The sequence below is a fragment of the Nonomuraea sp. NPDC005650 genome (assembly GCF_040605375.1).
GTDB lineage: Bacteria > Actinomycetota > Actinomycetes > Streptosporangiales > Streptosporangiaceae > Nonomuraea.
The window spans coordinates 180029-196640 of record NZ_JBEXCR010000016.1 but is presented as its reverse complement, the minus strand read 5'-3'; the positions used below and the strand labels follow the sequence as shown (position 1 = coordinate 196640).

Here is a 16612-nt window from a genome sequence, read left to right as displayed (position 1 = left end):
CGGCGATGCGGGTGCTTGTCGTCGAGGACGAGGAACGCCTGGCGGACGCGGTCGCGCGCGGGCTCCGGCTGCACGCGATCGCCGTGGACGTGGCCTACGACGGGCAGGAGGCCCTGGAGATGGCCGCGTTCGTGGACTACGACGTGGTGGTGCTCGACCGGGACCTGCCCGAGGTGCACGGCGACGACGTGTGCCGGCGGCTGCGCGAGGGCGGCGAGGGCGGCCGGGTGCTCATGCTGACCGCGGCGGGCCAGATCCGCGACAAGGTCGACGGGCTGTCGCTGGGCGCGGACGACTACCTGGTCAAGCCGTTCGCGTTCGCCGAGCTGGTGGCCCGGGTCCGGGCGCTGGCCCGCCGTTCCGCCCGCTCCGCGGCGCCGCCGCTGGAGCGCGGCGGCATCGCGCTCGACCCGTCTCGCCGCACGGTCACCAGGGACGGGCGGCCCGTGTCGCTCAACCGCAAGGAGTTCGACGTGCTGCGCGTGCTGCTCGGCGCGGACGGCGAGCTGGTCACCTCCGGCGAGCTGCGCAAGAGCGTCTGGGACGAGCACGCCGACCCGAGCACGGGCGCGCTGCGGGTCACGATCACGTCGCTGCGCAAGAAGCTCGGCGTGCCGTCGGCGATCCTGAACGTGCCCGGCAAGGGGTACCGGCTTTGATCGTCGAGCGGGGCCGGTCATGGTGGAGCAGCAGGCGGCTGCGGCTGCGGCTCACGCTGCTGTACGGCGGCCTGTTCTTCGTGGCCGGGTCGATCCTGCTCTGGCTCACCTACCTCACCACCAGCCAGGCGCTGACCGAACAGTTCGTCACCGCGTTCGCGAAAATCCAGAACCCGCCTCCGGACGTGGTCGCGGCGCGCCCGATGGTCCAGGACGTCATGTTCCAGGGCGACATCCAGAGCCGGGCCGGCAACGTGCTCAGCGAGGTGGTGCGCTCGTCCGTGATCGTGATGATCCTGGTCGGCGTGGTCGCGCTCGGGCTCGGCTACGTGGTGGCCGACCGGGCGCTGCGCCCGCTCGACCGGGTGACCGAGGCGGCGCAGCGGCTGTCGGAGAGCACCCTGCACGAGCGCATCGGGCTGCGGGGCCCGCCCGACGAGGTCAGGCGGCTGGCGGACACGTTCGACGCGATGCTGGGCCGGCTGCACCGGGTGTTCGACGCGCAGCGGCGCTTCATCGCCAACGCCTCGCACGAGCTGCGCACGCCGCTGGCGATCAACCGGACGGTGCTGGAGGTGTCGCTGGAGGAGCCGGCCGCGTCCGAGGACCTCAAGGCGCTGGCCAGGGCGCTGCTCGGCACGAACGCCCGCTACGAGCGGCTCATCGAGGGCCTGCTGCTGCTCGCGCAGTCGGAGCAGGAGCTCACCGTGCGCAAGCCGGTCGACCTGGAGCAGGTCGTGCGCACCGCGCTGGAGCAGATCGACCTGCAGTCGCGCAGGCGGCCCGTCACACTCCACCAGGACCTGCGGCCGCTGATGGTCGAGGGGGATCCGCTGTTCCTGGAGCGGTGCGTGTTCAACCTGCTGGAGAACGCGATCAAGCACAACGTGCGCGACGGCGAGGTCTGGCTGGCGCTGAAGCGGGAGGGGGCCGACGCGGTGGTCACGGTGCGCAACACCGGGCCGGCGGTGCCGCCGTACGAGGTGGACGACCTGTTCGAGCCGTTCAGCCGGATTCACGGCGACCGGGTGCGCTCGTTCAAGGGCGCGGGGCTGGGGCTGTCGATCGTGCGCGCCATCGTGCGCGCGCACGGCGGCCGGGTCGCCGCGGCCGCCAGGCCGGAGGGCGGGCTGAGCGTCACGGTACGGCTGCCGCACGGCCTGTCGTGAGGCCGGGCGGCCCCGCCAGGACCCTCGTGACATCCTTGAAGTGTGCTGTCGCCAATCGAGGTGTTGCAGGAGCAGATCAGAACCCATTTGTCCGCCTTCGACCGCCGGCAGGTCCCGCCCGCCGGCGGGGTGCGCCGGGCCGCCGTCACCGTGTGCGTCCTGGAGGACGCCGAGCGGGCCCCGTACACGATCCTCATCAAGCGGGCCGCCGGCGGGCGCAACCCGGGCCAGTGGGCGCTGCCCGGCGGGCGCCTGGACGACGGGGAGCGCGCGGTGGACGCGGCGCTGCGCGAGCTGGCCGAGGAGACGGGGGTCACCGGGGTGGAGGTGGCCGGGCTGCTCGACGACTTCGTCACCGACTCCGGCTTCGTGATCACGCCGGTGGTGGCGTTCGGCGGCGTCCAGGAGCCGGTGGCCGACCAGCATGAGGTGGCCTCGGTGCACGAGGTGCCGCTGGAGTGGTTCCTGGCCCCGGGGGTGCCGCGGTGGCGCGGGACGCTGCTGCAGATGCCGCTGGGTCCGTCCATCGTGGTCCACGCGCCGACGGGGGCGATCCTGTGGCAGTTCGCCGAGGTGGCGCTGCGCGGCCGGGAGCAACGGGTCTTCGATGTCAAGCAGCCGCGCTGGACGAGGACCTGACAGCGCGTCTCCCGGCGGTCGAAGATCGTGAGACGCAGGTCACGTGTCGCCCATGAGGGGGGCACGATTACCCCCATGCCCGGACCGTGTGCTTAACTCGAGTTGCCGATGTGGTCTGTGTCCCCCGGGCCGCAAATTACCGCCTTCACGGAATACCGTTCGGCTGGAGCCGTGTTGTGCACCTCGCCGAGGAGGCGACCGCCACATCGGCCTAAACGACTTTTCCAGGCGTCCCGCCCAACGGCGGGGCGCCTGCTTTATGGTGGGGTGGCCGACCGGCCCGATGATCAGGAGAGCTCGTTGCTGTACGAAGTGGTCAAGTTCGCCGCCGCGCCACTCGCCCACGCGATGTGCCGGCCGCACATCACGGGCGCGGCGCACGTGCCCAGGAGCGGGCCCGCGATCCTGGCTGCCAACCACCTCTCGGTGCTCGACTCGTTCCTGCTGCCGGCGCTGCTGCCGCGGCACGTGACCTTCACCGCCAAGAACGAGTACTTCGAGGGCAACCCCGTCTCCGGGTTCTTCATGCGGCTCGGCGGCAGCCTGCCGATCGACCGCGAGAGCGCGCACGCCGCCCAGGCCATGCTCGACGCCGCCGCCGACCTGCTGGAGCGCGGCGAGCTGTTCGGCATCCACCCGGAGGGCACCCGCTCCCCCGACGGCCGCCTCTACCGCGGCAAGGTCGGCGTGGCCTGGCTGACGCTCAAGACGGGCGCCCCGGTGCTGCCCGTGGCGCTCAGCGGGACCGAGAGGGTGCTTCCGGTCGGCTCGAAGGTGCCCAGGCCCGCGCGGATCGGCATCGCCATCGGCGAGCCCATGCGGTTCGAGGGCGACCACACCAAAGCACGCGACCGGCGGCGGGTGACCGACGAGATCATGACGGCCATCCAGAAGCTGTCCGGCCAGGAATACGTGCCGACCTACGCCGCCAGTTTCAAGGCGGCCAACGGCGTGGCATAGCAATGTCGTCGAGGATCAGGGGGAGTTAGCGTGGCGCGTGGTCGTACCATCGCGATCGTGTCCGGCGCCACCGTGCTCGCGGTGGGGGCCGCGGCCGGTGGCGCGTACTACCTGCTGCACACCAGGGGGACGCCCGCCGAGACGGCGCAGCGCTTCACCACCGCCTGGCAGTCCGGCAACTGGGCCGCCATGGGGGCGGAGCTCGCCAAACCACAGCAGCTCAACGCGTACGACCAGCAACGCAGCGCACTCGCGGTCGAGTCGACGGACATCAAGCTCGGCAAGATCACCGAGACCGGCGACAACCGGGCCCGCGCCCCCTACACCGCGACCCTGGACCTCAAGAACATCGGCAAGTGGTCCTACCAGGGCCAGATCGACCTCATGGTGGCCGACCGCACCTGGAAGGTCGACTGGAAGCCCACCGCGCTCTACCCGGCGATGACCGCTGGGGCCGAGTTCAAGCTCAAGACGCGCTGGCCCGACCGCGCCGAGATCACCGACGCCCAGGGAGACCGGATCGACACGGGCACGGTCGGCGGGTCGGTACAGCAGCTCGTCGGCTACCTGGACAAGGCCGACAAGAAGGACGTGGCCAAGCTGGGCTCCTCCTACAAGGTCGGCCAGGCGATCGGGCGCGGCGGGCTGCAGGAGACGTTCCAGAGGCGGCTGGCGGGCACGCCCGCCACCGAGATCCAGCTCGGCGGCAAGACGCTGGAGACCATCGAGGGCACCGACGGCGAGCCCGTCCAGACCACGCTCGACCCGCGCGCGCAGGCGGCGGCGGTGGGCGCGGTCAAGGACATGAAGAAGCCCACGTCGATGGTGGCGATCAAGCCGTCCTCGGGCGAGATCCTGGCCGTGGTCAACAACCAGGGCGGATTCAACCGGGCGCTGGACGGCCGCTACCCGCCCGGCTCGACGTTCAAGGCGGTCACGGCGATCGGCCTGCTGGCGGCCGGGATGTCGCCGTCGGACACGGTGACGTGCCCGATGTACGCGACGATCGGCGGGCTGAAGGTCCGCAACTCCGACAAGGAGGCGTTCGGGTCGCTGTCGTTCCTCGACTCGTTCGCCCACTCGTGCAACACGACGTTCGCGCCGCTGGCCGAGCAGAAGCTGGGCGCCGACAAGCTGCTGAAGACGGCCGAGGACGTGGGCTTCAACCAGCCCCTGAACATCGGGGTCCCGGCCACCAAGCCCAGCTTCCCCCGGGCGCAGTCCGACGCCGAGCTGGCCGCGGAGGCGTTCGGCCAGGCCAGGATCACGGCCAGCCCGCTGACGATGGCCTCGGTGGCCGCCGCCATCGCGGACGGCACGTGGCGTCCGCCGACGCTGGTGCCCTCGTTGAAGCAGAAGGCCACCGAGCACGCGCTGCCCGACGGGGTCAAGGAGCAACTGCACTCGATGATGGCGGCCGTGGTGTCCAAGGGCACGGCCAAGGCGGCCGGGCTGCCCGCGGGGACGCACGGCAAGACCGGCACCGCCGAGTTCGGCACCGGCGACGACCTCGACACCCACGCCTGGTTCATGGGCTTCAAGGACGACGTGGCGTTCGCGGTCGTCGTGGAGGGCGGCGGCGCGGGCGGCAAGATCGCGGCCCCGATCGCGGCGGCGTTCCTCAAGGGGCTCTGAACCACGGCCCCAGTCAGGTGAGCCGGCCGCTGACCTGGGCAGAACTCGGTTGTGCTGGGGATAGGTGTCGAGGAGTACACGGCGCGGCAGGCGGCCATGAGGCGGCTGGCCGGGCAGGCGGGGTTCCGCGGGGTGGTGGCCTGGTCGCGCGGCGGTTCCGCGCAGGACCATTACGCCGACGTCTACTACCTGACGGGCTTCTACCAGCACCAGCCGTTCGTCCCTGACTTCCCCGGCCACTGGCGGGCGCGGGGCCACGCGGCCGTGGTCCTGCCCGTCGACGACCCGGCTCCGGGCGGGCACGGGGTCCGCGCCGTCCTGCTGACCGACTCCACGGACCTCCAGGAGCCCCGGCCCGTGGCGCAGGTCCGTGTCACGCCCGACCTCGTGGACGCGCTGGCCGAGCAGATCAGGGCGTCGGTCCCGCCGGGCAGGGTCGCGCTCATCGGCTACGAGGCGCTGGCCGCGCCGTGGTGGTGCCGGCTGCGTTCGGTGCTGCCGGGGCACGAGCTGGTGTGCGCCGACGACCTGGGCTGGGCGGCGCGCCGGATCAAGAGCCCCGCCGAGCTGGACCTGCTGCGCGCCTCGGGAGCGCTCGGCGTGCGCGCGGCCTCCGCCGCCCGCGACGCCGCCGTGCCGGGCGCCACCGAGGCCGACGTGGCGGCGGCCGCGATCGCCGAGATCGTCCGGGCCGGCGGTGCCTACTCCGGCATGGGCATCTCGTCCGGCACCGAGTCCTACACGTTCGCGGCCTCGGGCCCGACGCCCTACTCCGCCGACCGGCGGCTGGCCGAGGGCGACCTGATCAGGATCGACCTGTACGGCTCCGTGCGCGGCTACCTGTTCGACCTGGCCCGTACCTGGGTCATCGGCGGGGAGCCGACCACGGAGCAGCGGCGGCTGCTGGACGCGGTCCGCGAGAGCGTGCTGGCCGGGATCGAGCTGCTGCGGCCCGGGCGGCGGTTCGGCGAGGTGGCGCGGCGCTGCCAGGAGGTGTTCGAGCGGTCGGCGTTCGCCGTCCATCACGGGCTGCCCGGGGCGCGGACGGACGGCCTCTGGGGCCACGGCCTGGGCCTGTCGCTGGAGCCGCCGTGGATCACGGAGGGCGGGCCGGACGCGGACGGCCTGGTCGAGGCCGGGATGTGCGTGGCGCTGGAGCGCAGGATCGCGATGCACTCCGTGGGAGGCGCCAGCCACGAGGAGGACGTCATCGTCACCGACTCGGGTCCGGAGCTCATCACCTCCTGACCCTGGACCCGCCGGGCCGACCGCCTACGGGCGGGTGATCCTGACGCTTCGCATCGTGACTCCTTCGCGCTTGGTGGGAACAGTCGGACTATCTCAAAGGCCCCTTTCTCCCCTATGTCCGCGCGATGTCGTCCCGTACGGCCGAGATCACCGCCGCCGCGCCGTCCTCCGCCCGGATCCGGGTCGCGAGCGCCGCGGCCCTACGCCGGTAGGAGACCTCCGTCACGGCGGCGTGGAGCGCGGCGGCCAGCCGTTCGGCGGACAGACGGCGGAACGGGACGGCGTCGGGCGCCACGCCGAGCGCGGCCAGCCGGGCGGCCCACAGCGGCTGGTCGTTCACCGCCGGCAGGCCCACCGCCGGGACGCCGGCCCGCAGCCCCGCCCCCGTGGTGCCGCTGCCGCAGTGGTGCGCCACGGCGGCCATCCGCGGGAACAGCCAGTCGTGCGGCACGTCACCCACCCCGAGCACGTCGTCGCCCAGGAGCCCGGGCACGCCGGTCTGCAGCACGCCGCGCAGGCCCGCCCGCCGCAGGGCGCGTACGGCGCGGTCGGTGAACTCCTCCGCGCGCGCCGCCACCTGGCTGCCGAACCCGACGAAGACAGGCGGCGGCCCCGACCCGACGAAGTCCGCCAGCACGTCGTCCGGCGCCCAGCCCGGCTGGCGCTCCGGCCACCAGTAGCCCCGCACCTCCAGCCCCTCCCGCCAGTCCGCCGGGCGGGGCAGCACGAGCGGGCTGTAGCCGTGGAAGACCCGCCACCGGGTGGACTCGCGCCGCCGGTAGACGGCGCGCGAGCTCATCGGCGGCAGCCCCAGCCGGGCCCGCAGCGCTCTGGCCGACCCGGCGTGTACGGGCGACGGCACGGCGAACGCCAGCCGGCCCGCGGCGCGGTTGCCCCACCGGCCGAACGAGCGGCCGAGGGCGCTCGTGACCGGCGGGAAGTCGCCGGTCGGCTCGACCGGCTGCAGGTGCACCCCCATGCTCGGCACGCCCATCGCCTCGGCCACGTGGTAGCCGGCCGAGGCGGCCACGCCGAGGAGGAGGATGTCGGCGCCCTGCTCGGCCGCCTCGACGATGCCGTCGGTCACCTGCGCGGCGTAGCGGGCGAACATCCGGGCTCTGGCGGCGAGGGAGACGCCCGCACCCGGGAACAGCAGCGGGAGCGGGTCGCCGGGGATGGGCCGGTGCTCCAGCCCGGCGCCGGCCACGAGCTCCGCGTGGGGCTCGTGCGCAGCGATCGCGACACGGTGACCGGCCTCGCGTAATCGCGCGCCCAGCCCGGTGTAGGGCGCCACGTCTCCGCGCGTGCCCACTCCGACGATCAGAACCCGCATGACCACCTCCAGCGCTCGTTCGAACGGGGACCCCGGCGTTTGAAGGTGCGATGCCGCGCCGTGTGGGTCATGACGGAGCAGCCGTGGCGTACCCGGTCGCCTGCAGGGTGAACAGTTGCGCGTAGGTGCCACCCGTGCCGAGCAGTTCCCCGTGCCCGCCGTGCTCGACGATCACCCCGTCCTCCAGGACCGCGATGAGGTCGGCGTCGCGTACCGCGCCGAGGCGGTGGGAGATCAGGATCCCGGTCCGGCCCGCCCGGATCTCCCGCAGGCGCGTATGGATCTCGTGCTCCGCCTCCGCGTCCAGCCCGGCGCTCGGCTCGTCGAGGATCATCAGGTCGCGTTCCTGCCGCAGGAACGCCCGCGCCAGGGCCAGTCGCTGCCACTGCCCGCCGGAGAGCGGCACCCCGCTGTCGGAGTCGTCGTCCTCGTCCGGGTCCTGGCGGAACATCCGGGTCAGCAGCGTGTCGTAGCCGCGCGGCAGGGCGGCGACCAGCTCGTGCACGCCTGCCTGCCGGGCGGCCGTCTCGATGCGTGGCCGGTCGCCGAGTGCCGCGAGGTCGCCGACCGCGATGTTGTCCGCGGCGCTGAGGTCGTACGACATGAAGTCCTGGAACACCGCCCCAATGCGCTCGCGGAGGCGGGCGACCTCGACGTCGCGCAGGTCCACGCCGTCCCACAGGATCTCGCCCTTGGTGGGGTCGTAGAACCGGCACAGCAGCTTGACCATCGTGCTCTTGCCGCTGCCGTTGCGGCCCACCAGGGCGACGGCGTCGCCGTACGGGATGAACAGGTTCACGCCGCGCAGCACCCACGGGTGGTCGGGGCCGTAGCGGAACCACACGTCCCGGAACTCGATGCCGCGGCGCAGCTCCGGCAGCGGGCCGGGCTGTGCGGGTGACGGCAGGTCCGGGGCCGCTTCGACGACCTCCACGTAGTGACCGAACATCAGCAGCTGGTGGTGCGCGGCCACGGCCGTGGTGACCAGGCCGGCGATCGTGGTCTGCACCCCGGCGGCGGCCGCGGTGAACATCGACACGTCGCCCACGCTCAGCAGACCTCGTCCTGCGCTGATCATGGCCCAGATGAGCCCGCCTCCGGAGATCGCCGCCGCCAGCAGGGAGAGCCCGGACTGGTAGAGGAGTTCGCGACGCTCCAGCAGGCGTTTGGCGTCGTTGGCCGTGCGGAGCTCCTTGATCATGCGTCCGCGCAGGAACGAGCCGAGGCCGAGCAGCCGGATCTCCTTGGCGGCGTTCACCGTGGACAGGAGCTGGCCGTAGAACATCTCCCGCCGCTCCACCGGGCCGATCCGCCACATCACGCCGACCCGTTTGCGGGACAGCCGCAGCTGTATCCACAGTGCAGGGAGCGCCGCGAGCACCACTGTCCCCGTGAAGGCCGGGCTGATCACCGCCAGAGAGCCGACGAACCCCACCAGGGTGATCGCGCCACGCGCCAGCCCGAAACACGAGTCGGCCATGAACTGCAGGCCGCGCGCGCTCTCCTGCGCGAACCTCAGCCGGTCCAGGAAGGCCGGATCCTCGAAACGGGCCAGCCCGTCGAGGCGTTCCATCGCGGCGAACAGCTCGTCCGTGGCGACCAGCGTGCTCCGGCGACCGGCCTCGGCGCGGAGGTACTGGCTGCTCTGCAGGCTGACCGAGGTGAACAGCCCGGCGATCGCCAGCCCGGCCGCCAGGCCGAGCAGCACCAGCGGCGGGCCGGGGGAAACGATCCGGTCCAGGGCCAGCTTGGTCAGCCAGGCCACGACGATCGGGACGACGCCCGCGAGCAGCGTCACCGCCAGGTAGGCCAGCAACAGCGCGGGCGCCGCCTTCCAGACCAGCCGCGTGCCCACGAGCGCGGACCGGATCATCATGCGTGCCTCGGCGCGCACACGGCCCCGGCGACACCGAATATGGTCACGACGTTTCCCTTCGATCGCGAGCCGGTGTCCTCTCATATTGGGCCATGCCGTTGTCGTCGACCTGTCGCGATTCGGTCGCCGAACTGACGCCGGGCGGAGAATTCCCGCGATTCGGCGCTATTTCGACGACAGAGCGAGGAAAGCAGCGGTCGTTATTCTGATCGGGAATCAGCCTCGGAGACGGCGACTCAATATGCGAAAACAGGTCCCGTCCGGTTCGCTTTGTGAGACGGCGATGAGGCGCCGTTCGTCACCGAGGCCCACGACGCAATAACGGCGATCGACAATGGAGGCTGCGATGACCGCTGCTCTGACCGCTCTGGCGGACCGGCTCCTCGAGCGAGTGGTCCCCCACAGAAAGGCCGGCGCCTGCGACTGCTCCCCGAACGAATTCCACGAAGTCTGCGTCCTGTCCACCAGACGCCTCTACAACTGCCAGCTGAACTGCTACTGCAACTACATCAACTGCGTGTGGATCGGCTATTGCTGACAACCGCCCGCACGATCTCCGCCGAGCGGAACCGGCCGTACACGACCGCCCGCACGATCTCCGCCGACTGGAACCGGCCATGCACGACCGCCTGATACCCCAGGCGGCGTCGGACCCGCCGGCCGTCATCGTTCCCGGCGCCGGGACGACGATCTGGCTGGCGGGAGGCCTCGTACTGGGCTCGCTGCTCGTGGCGACGGCGGTTCTGACGCGACGGTACGCCGTCGTGCACGTCAGCGGTCTCAGCATGACCCCGACGCTGTACGACGGCGACCGCGTCCTGGTCCGCCGGACACCGCTGAAACGGGTCGTCCCCGGCATGATCGTGGTGATTCCCATGCCGTCGCCCAGGCTGGCCGGCGACCCGCCGTGGCTGGTGAAGCGGGTGGCGGCGGTTCCCGGGGACTCCGCACCCCGAGACCGGTTTCCCGCTCTCCCGGCGGAGCATGAGACCGTACCGCCCGGTCGCCTGGTCCTCCTCAGCGACAACGGCGCCGCTCGGCTCGACTCGCGGCGCATGGGCTACTTCAACGGCGAGGCCCTGCTCGGGGTGGTGGTCCGAAAGCTGCGCTCGACACCCGCCGAACACTCGAGCTAGCACCGTGGCCCCTCGTGCTCAGGGCCGGTCATCTGCCGGATTGCCGCCAGAACACGGGCGACCGTCGAAATTGCCGACCGGAACACGGGCGACCGTCGAAGTGGCACCTTCCGCTGCCCCCTTCACAGCGCTGCACCGGTGGTCGTGATGGTGTGAGTACGGCCTGCAGGTAGGCCAGGACCGCCATGAAGCGCCGGTTGTGGTCATCGGACGGAGGAAGGCCAAGCTTGGCGAAGATGTTGTTCGTTTGCTTGCCGATCGCCGTGTCGGTGACCTGGAAGCGGGCGGCGATGGCCAGGTTGGACATTCCCTCCGCCATGAGCGCGAGCACCTCACACTCCCGGGGGTCAACGCGGCCAGCGGCTCGTCGCCGCTGCGGCGGGTCAGCAGTTGGGAGCCCACCACCGGCCCCATCACGGCACCACCCCCCGCCCCATCACGGTGCCACCTCTGGCGACCTGGCGTACCGCGTCGGCGAATCCGTCGACATCGCCCACCCGGTCCTTCAGCAGGTAGCCCACCCCGCCGGAGCGGTCGGACAACAGCTCCCTGACGTAGAGCTGCTCCACGTACTGCGAAAGGATCAGCACCGGCCGACCCCCCAACCACCGCCTGCATGCATTGCATCCATTGCATACAATGCATGCCGACTGTTAGCCTGGGCCGCATGCAGACCGATGTGGCGCGGAAGCGGCTGAGGGAGTTGATCCTCGACGGCGCGTACCCGCCCGGGGCGCGGCTGACCGAGACAGAGGTCGCGGCCGCCCTCGACATGAGCCGCACCCCCGTACGCGAGGCGCTCCGCGCGCTGGCCGCCGACGGGCTGGTGCGCCCCTCAGGGCGCGGTGTGGTGGTCGTGGCGTTGGAGCAGGGTGACCTGGACGAGGCCTACCAGGTGCGGGCGGCACTGGAGGCGCTCACCTCCGAGCTGGCCGCCACCCGCCAGCGCGAGGGCCGCATCGCCCCGGCCGACCTCGCCGCACTCCGTAACATCACAACCCAAACCGCCACAGCCACCGCCGAGGGCCGGTTGGCGGAGGCCGTACGGCTCAACCGCCGCTTCCACCGGCTGATCGCGGAGCTGGCGGGCAACTCGATGGCGCTGAACGCGCTGGAGCGCATCTGGGACCAGATCCAGGTGTCCACGTTGCGCTCGCTGGCGCCGCCGTCGCGGCCCGCGCACGTGTCCGGCCAGCACGAAGAGCTCGTCGCCGCAATCGTCCTCGGCCGCGCGGAGGAGGCCGCCAGGGTCGCCCGCGCACACGTACTCGACACCCGTGCCATCACCCATAGCGAGGAGAGCGAGATATGACCCGCGAGCACACGTACCCGGTCGTGGTGACCTGGACCGGCGACAAGGGCACCGGCACCAGCGGCTACCGCGACTACGGCCGCGAGCACGAGCTGACGGCGGAGGGCCCGCCGGCCATCGCGGGCAGCTCCGACCCGGCCTTCCGCGGCGACCCGTCCCACTGGAACCCTGAGCAACTCCTGGTCGGCGCGCTGTCCCAGTGCCACATGCTGTCTTACCTGCACAAGTGCGCCGTGGCGGGCGTCGTCGTTACCGAGTACGTCGACAACGCGGTCGGGACCATGGCCGAGACCGCGGACGGCGGCCACTTCACCGAAGTGGTGCTGCGCCCTACAGTCACCGTGACGTCACCCGAGATGGCCGATGCCGCCGCCGAGCTGCACCATGACGCCCACAAGGCGTGCTTCATCGCCAGTTCCGTGAATTTCCCGGTACGCCACGAGCCGACCATCCGCGTCGCCGGCACCGACGCCACCGCGCCATAGCCCGATCGCGGCCTGGTGGGGGTTCAACAGCCCGCGCACTTCAGAGCGACACCACTGACGTAAGCGGCACGAGCGGCATCAGCGGCACCCACCGACGTGAGCAGCACGAGCGGTGTGAGCGGCACCACCGACGTGAGCAGCACGAGCGGTGTGAGCGGCACCACCGACGTGAGCGGCGTGAGCTGTGTGAGCGGCACCCACCGACGCGAGCAACACGAGCGACGTGAGCGGCACAAGCGGCGTGAGCGGCACAAGCGGCGTGGTGGCCGGTGGATGGCCTGAGGAGCATGATCACCACACACCGGCGCAGGCGGCGTCATGGTGCTGCCAGCGGAAGGTAGGACGCTCTCCCCGAGGGCGTCAGCGGGCGCGGTGGAGCGGGGCAGCGGAGAACATGGCCTCGGACGACGGCAGATGGGAAGCTCAGCCTCGGACGACAGGAGACGGGAAGCTCAGCCTCGGACGACGGCAGACGGAAAGCGCAGCCTCGGACGACGGCAGACGGAAAGCGCAGCCTCGGACGATGGCAGACGGAAAGCGCAGCCCCAGGAAGAACGCTGTCAGAAACGCCCGCCCCGGACGGCCGTCGCTGGATGGCATCCGTCAGAAGACGGCGCTCGCCTGAAGACAGGCCGGGGCCTTGAAGCGGCCGCGCCTGATGACCGGCATGAGATGGCAGCCGCCGGAATGCGTCCGGCGGGAGCCGCTCCAGAACGGGTCGATGACGGCCTGGAGAGCAGCGGGGAAACGGTTCGAGAACGAGCCGTGACCCAGCGTACGGAAGGTAGTGCAGGACGGCGCCGGAAAGGCGCCAACCCGTGACGGAATGGCTAGAAGGTGGCGGCCAGGGCCAGTGCGGCGGCGGCCTCGTGGCGGAGCACCATGATCAGGAGCGTGGCGACCAGCGTGGCGATGAGCAGCCAGCTGATCAGGATGATGACCGTGGAGCGGCGCGGCCGGCGCCTGCGGCCCGGTTGCCCCTTGGCCCTCGCCTCGCTGCGACGCACCCGCTCGTTGAACGACTCCAGTCGTGCGACGAGTCGCGGATCGTCGGCGACGAGGTGCTGCTCGATCTGGGCCAGCATCCGCTCCTCGTCCTGCGACCAGGCCATAGGCGCACCTCCCGAACGCAAGCTCTGCGACGTCTTTCTGCCCAACCCTGAAGATCATTAGCCCCCGGCTGACCTAGTAATTGCAACCTCTTTTCAGTTTGCGATCATGCTCGAACTCTTGTTCTAATCATGGCATGCGCTGGGACAACCTGCGCCTGGCCGGGCCCGGCCAGGACGATCCGGCCGTGCCGCTGTTCGCTCGCGGCGCGGTCACCCGCACGTTCGACACGCCCGAGTTCAGGGGGATGACCTTCTACGAGATCCGGGCGAGATCCATCATCAACCGGGTTCCGGGGGCCAGCCGGGTCCCGTTCGAGTACACGATCAACCCCTATCGCGGGTGCACACATCGCTGCATTTACTGTTTTGCCCGAAAAACGCATGAATATCTAGATTTGGATGTCGGGGCAGACTTCGATTCGAAGATCGTCGTCAAGGTCAACGCAGCCGAGCTGGCCCGTAAGGAGCTGGCCTCGCCGCGCTGGGGCGGCCACCACGTGGCCATGGGCACCAACGTCGACTGCTACCAGCGCGCGGAAGGCCGCTACCAGCTGATGCGCGGCATCCTGTCCGCATTGCGCGACGCGCGTAACCCGTTCTCGATCCTCACCAAGGGCACGCTGATCCTGCGGGACCTCGACCTGCTGACGGAGGCCGCGGACGTCACGGAGGTGAGCACCAGCGTGTCGGTCGGCTTCGTCGACCCGGGGATGTGGCGCGCGGTGGAGCCCGGCACCCCAAACCCGCGCAGGCGCCTTGAGGTGTGCGCGACGCTCAACGACAACGGCGTCGCCTGCGGCGTCCTGATGGCCCCGATCCTTCCGTATCTCACCGACTCCCCCACCCAACTGGAGGCCACCGTCAAGGAGATCGCCGCCTCCGGCGCCACCCACCTCGCCCCGATCGTGCTCCACCTGCGGCCCGGGGCGCGGGAGTGGTGGCTGGGGTGGCTGTCGCGCGAGCATCCGCGCCTGGTGCCCCGCTATCTGGAGCTGTACAGGCGAGGCGCGTACGCGCCCAAGTCGTACCAGGAACGGGTGACGGGCCTGGTCAAGGAGCTGGCCGAACGCCACGGCGTAGGCCGCGCGACCCCGGCCATGGCCCGCCGGCTCCCACCCCGGCCCGAGGCGTCTGTCCCGGACGAGCCGGAGCAACTACGCCTGCTCTGAGAGCCTCCTCTCGGTTCGGCCCGATCGGTGCGAGGTCCCATGGGTGGGAGGTCCCATGGGTGGATGGCGACCGCGAGCCGGCGGGATGCCAAGCATGGCGGCGGCTGAGGAAGCAGCCAACGGGATGACAACCTCGACCGCCTGAGGTGGCTGTCGTGCATACGTATGGGTTGCGCTGGAGGGAGCCGGCCCGGGTTCGTGAGGCCGCGTCGCTCGGCCCCTCTGATCGCCGTCACCGCAGCTGCCTCTTGCACGGGTTCAGAGCGCGGTCCCGCCCGCCGGATGTCGGATGGGGGTGCCGGGCAAACGGGCCGCCCTGTCCGGTGATCGATCGTGCACGCACGACAGCGCACGAGCCGGACGCCACCGAGCCACGACAGGAGTGGCTCGACGGCGCAAACCGGTTCGGTCGGTGCGACGAACGAACGCCCCAGTACCCACCGCAACGGCCACGGCCCAGCGTCCGTCGGCGTTCGGGAAGAGCGCCAAGCCCCGCGGCTCACCGGCCGTGCAGCCAAGGGCCGGGCAGCCGCCGAGCTGGGCAGCCGGTGGGCCGTGCCGCCGCCGAACCGGGCAGCCGGTGGGCCGTGCCGCCGCTGAGCCGGGCAGCCGGTGGGCCGTGCCGCCGCTGGGCCGGGCGGCCGCGATCAGTGATGAGAGCGAGTAGCGCCAAGGACTGGCTTCGATTCATCGACTCTCTTCATCTGTCGATCGATGGCATCGATTTGCTGCATCAAAGCTGGTCGCGGCAGCATGGCAGCACCAACCGGGCCGAGGGAGGGAGTGGCATTGGCGGACTCGACGGCGCGGGCCGGTTCGGTTGGTGCGCAGTTCGTGGCCCTCGCCATCGTGTGGGGCGCGAGCTTCCTGTTCATCAAGGTCTCGCTGGAGGGGCTGTCGCCGGCGCAGGTCATGGTCGGACGGCTCGCTCTTGGCGGGATCTTCCTGGCGGCGGTCATGCTCGCCACCCGGCGCCGGTGGCCGCGCGACGTACGGACGTGGGGATCGCTGGCGGTGATCTCGGTGTTCCTGTGTGTCGCGCCGTTTCTGCTGTACGCCTGGGCCGGCCAGTACATCCCGTCAGGGCTGTCCAGCATCTACAACGCCACCACCCCGATCGCGGCGCTGCTGGTGTCGTTGATCGTTCTTCCGGATGAACGGCTGACGCGTGCGCGTACGGCGGGACTGTTGATCGCGGCCGTCGGCGTGGTCGTCGTCGCCGCTCCCTGGAGCACTGTCGGCGAGGCCCACGGCGGCCCGCTCTTCCTCGCCCAGCTCGCGTGCCTGGGCGCCAACCTGTGCTACGGGATCGGTTTCGTGCTCAGCCGCCGACTGCTGCGCACCAACCGGTACGACCCCACGACCATCGCCGCCGGCCAGATCGTTCTCGCCGCCGCCATCGGCCTCGTGCTCGCGCCCTTCATCGGGGGGTTCGAGCCCGTCCTGGCGAGCCCCTCTGTCGTGACCGGTCTGTTGGCTTTGGGCGTGATCGGAACCGGGCTCGCCTACATCTGGAACACCCGGGTGATCGCCGCATGGGGCGCCACCGCAGCCTCCACCGTCACCTATGTGACGCCGGTCGTCGGCGTCATCCTGGGCATCCTCGTCCTCGGCGAGACCATCCACTGGAACGAACCCGCCGGCGGCCTGCTGGTGATCCTCGGCATCCTGATCAGCCAGGGGCGGCTCACCCCGCGTCGTCCTGGTCGCAGTGCGAGCCACGACGCCGACCGGCGTCCGGAGCGAACCAGCCCTTGATCGACGCCGCTCCTGAAACGAGATGCGCGAGGTGGCATGACGAGGGACGCCGCGGCGGCGGGCGTCGTACCGGCACGTTTGAACGTGTGAGTTTCGGCGCCCCGCCGGGGCCGGAGCCCTG

General features: G+C 71.1%; 16 protein-coding genes and 1 pseudogene. 12 read left to right on the top strand and 5 right to left on the bottom strand.

Going from position 1 to position 16612, the window contains the following annotated elements:
- The first annotated feature begins 5 nt into the window (after positions 1-5).
- The 6 genes from ABZS69_RS27815 (at position 6) to ABZS69_RS27790 (ending at position 6310) form a co-directional block, all read left to right on the top strand.
- Entirely contained in the window at positions 6-659 is a 654-nt protein-coding gene (locus ABZS69_RS27815) for a response regulator transcription factor (RefSeq protein WP_355377671.1), read from the top strand.
- Entirely contained in the window at positions 656-1828 is a 1173-nt protein-coding gene (locus ABZS69_RS27810) for a HAMP domain-containing sensor histidine kinase (protein ID WP_355377670.1), read from the top strand. Before ABZS69_RS27815 ends, ABZS69_RS27810 begins: the two co-directional genes overlap by 4 nt.
- A gap of 42 nt (positions 1829-1870) precedes the next feature.
- Entirely contained in the window at positions 1871-2467 is a 597-nt protein-coding gene (locus ABZS69_RS27805; RefSeq protein WP_355377668.1) for a CoA pyrophosphatase, read from the top strand.
- Positions 2468-2767: 300 nt separating this feature from the next.
- Complete coding sequence (locus ABZS69_RS27800) at positions 2768-3427, top strand: lysophospholipid acyltransferase family protein (RefSeq protein ID WP_355377667.1); 660 nt, start codon at positions 2768-2770, stop codon at positions 3425-3427.
- 30 nt (positions 3428-3457) lie between these two features.
- Positions 3458-5062, top strand: coding sequence for a penicillin-binding transpeptidase domain-containing protein (locus ABZS69_RS27795; protein WP_355377665.1), 1605 nt, complete (start codon positions 3458-3460; stop codon positions 5060-5062).
- A gap of 51 nt (positions 5063-5113) precedes the next feature.
- Positions 5114-6310 carry a M24 family metallopeptidase gene (locus tag ABZS69_RS27790; RefSeq protein WP_355377663.1) on the top strand — a complete coding sequence of 399 codons (1197 nt, stop codon included), beginning with the start codon at positions 5114-5116 and terminating at the stop codon, positions 6308-6310.
- 112 nt (positions 6311-6422) lie between these two features.
- Here the strand turns inward: ABZS69_RS27790 and ABZS69_RS27785 are convergent, their stop codons facing one another.
- Positions 6423-7643: a glycosyltransferase gene (locus ABZS69_RS27785; protein ID WP_355377662.1), complete on the bottom strand. Its 1221-nt coding sequence runs from the start codon at positions 7641-7643 to the stop codon at positions 6423-6425.
- Positions 7644-7710: 67 nt separating this feature from the next.
- The gene (locus tag ABZS69_RS27780; RefSeq protein WP_355377660.1) at positions 7711-9519 is read right to left on the bottom strand and encodes an ABC transporter ATP-binding protein; all 1809 of its coding nucleotides are present in this window, start codon (positions 9517-9519) and stop codon (positions 7711-7713) included.
- Between the two features lie 346 nt (positions 9520-9865).
- Here ABZS69_RS27780 and ABZS69_RS27775 point away from each other — a divergent pair, with 346 nt between their 5' ends.
- Positions 9866-10057 carry a hypothetical protein gene (locus ABZS69_RS27775; RefSeq protein WP_355377658.1) on the top strand — a complete coding sequence of 64 codons (192 nt, stop codon included), beginning with the start codon at positions 9866-9868 and terminating at the stop codon, positions 10055-10057.
- A gap of 79 nt (positions 10058-10136) precedes the next feature.
- Positions 10137-10655 (top strand): S26 family signal peptidase, encoded by a 519-nt coding sequence (locus ABZS69_RS27770; protein WP_355377656.1) that lies wholly within the window; start codon positions 10137-10139, stop codon positions 10653-10655.
- Positions 10656-10821: 166 nt separating this feature from the next.
- On the opposite strand, the pseudogene ABZS69_RS27765 reads toward ABZS69_RS27770, so the two are convergent.
- Positions 10822-11260: pseudogene (locus ABZS69_RS27765) on the bottom strand (LuxR C-terminal-related transcriptional regulator); the annotation flags it as partial.
- A gap of 62 nt (positions 11261-11322) precedes the next feature.
- Here ABZS69_RS27765 and ABZS69_RS27760 point away from each other — a divergent pair.
- Together ABZS69_RS27760 and ABZS69_RS27755 are read left to right on the top strand one after the other, a co-directional pair.
- Entirely contained in the window at positions 11323-11967 is a 645-nt protein-coding gene (locus tag ABZS69_RS27760) for a GntR family transcriptional regulator (RefSeq protein ID WP_355377653.1), read from the top strand.
- Positions 11964-12452 carry an OsmC family protein gene (locus ABZS69_RS27755; protein WP_355377652.1) on the top strand — a complete coding sequence of 163 codons (489 nt, stop codon included), beginning with the start codon at positions 11964-11966 and terminating at the stop codon, positions 12450-12452. The genes ABZS69_RS27760 and ABZS69_RS27755 overlap by 4 nt, the downstream gene beginning before the upstream one ends.
- A 23-nt stretch (positions 12453-12475) precedes the next feature.
- On the opposite strand, the gene ABZS69_RS27750 is transcribed toward ABZS69_RS27755, so the two are convergent.
- Together ABZS69_RS27750 and ABZS69_RS27745 are read right to left on the bottom strand one after the other, a co-directional pair.
- Entirely contained in the window at positions 12476-12649 is a 174-nt protein-coding gene (locus ABZS69_RS27750) for a hypothetical protein (protein ID WP_355377650.1), read from the bottom strand.
- Between the two features lie 633 nt (positions 12650-13282).
- The gene (locus ABZS69_RS27745; protein ID WP_355377649.1) at positions 13283-13564 is read right to left on the bottom strand and encodes a DUF3040 domain-containing protein; all 282 of its coding nucleotides are present in this window, start codon (positions 13562-13564) and stop codon (positions 13283-13285) included.
- A gap of 134 nt (positions 13565-13698) precedes the next feature.
- Here ABZS69_RS27745 and ABZS69_RS27740 point away from each other — a divergent pair, with 134 nt between their 5' ends.
- Positions 13699-14733, top strand: coding sequence for an Rv2578c family radical SAM protein (locus ABZS69_RS27740; protein WP_355377647.1), 1035 nt, complete (start codon positions 13699-13701; stop codon positions 14731-14733).
- Positions 14734-15522: 789 nt separating this feature from the next.
- Positions 15523-16491 (top strand): DMT family transporter, encoded by a 969-nt coding sequence (locus ABZS69_RS27735; RefSeq protein ID WP_355377645.1) that lies wholly within the window; start codon positions 15523-15525, stop codon positions 16489-16491.
- The last annotated feature ends 121 nt before the right edge of the window (positions 16492-16612 follow it).

What these genes read in the sequence shown, in the direction of transcription:
- ABZS69_RS27815 (WP_355377671.1), top strand. Translation starts at nt 6, where the DNA reads ATGCGGGTGCTTGTCGTCGAGGACGAGGAACGCCTGGCGGACGCGGTC.
- ABZS69_RS27785 (WP_355377662.1), bottom strand. Translation starts at nt 7,643, where the DNA reads ATGCGGGTTCTGATCGTCGGAGTGGGCACGCGCGGAGACGTGGCGCCC.
- ABZS69_RS27780 (WP_355377660.1), bottom strand. Translation starts at nt 9,519, where the DNA reads ATGATGATCCGGTCCGCGCTCGTGGGCACGCGGCTGGTCTGGAAGGCG.
- ABZS69_RS27775 (WP_355377658.1), top strand. Translation starts at nt 9,866, where the DNA reads ATGACCGCTGCTCTGACCGCTCTGGCGGACCGGCTCCTCGAGCGAGTG.
- ABZS69_RS27770 (WP_355377656.1), top strand. Translation starts at nt 10,137, where the DNA reads ATGCACGACCGCCTGATACCCCAGGCGGCGTCGGACCCGCCGGCCGTC.
- ABZS69_RS27760 (WP_355377653.1), top strand. Translation starts at nt 11,323, where the DNA reads ATGCAGACCGATGTGGCGCGGAAGCGGCTGAGGGAGTTGATCCTCGAC.
- ABZS69_RS27755 (WP_355377652.1), top strand. Translation starts at nt 11,964, where the DNA reads ATGACCCGCGAGCACACGTACCCGGTCGTGGTGACCTGGACCGGCGAC.
- ABZS69_RS27745 (WP_355377649.1), bottom strand. Translation starts at nt 13,564, where the DNA reads ATGGCCTGGTCGCAGGACGAGGAGCGGATGCTGGCCCAGATCGAGCAG.
- ABZS69_RS27740 (WP_355377647.1), top strand. Translation starts at nt 13,699, where the DNA reads ATGCGCTGGGACAACCTGCGCCTGGCCGGGCCCGGCCAGGACGATCCG.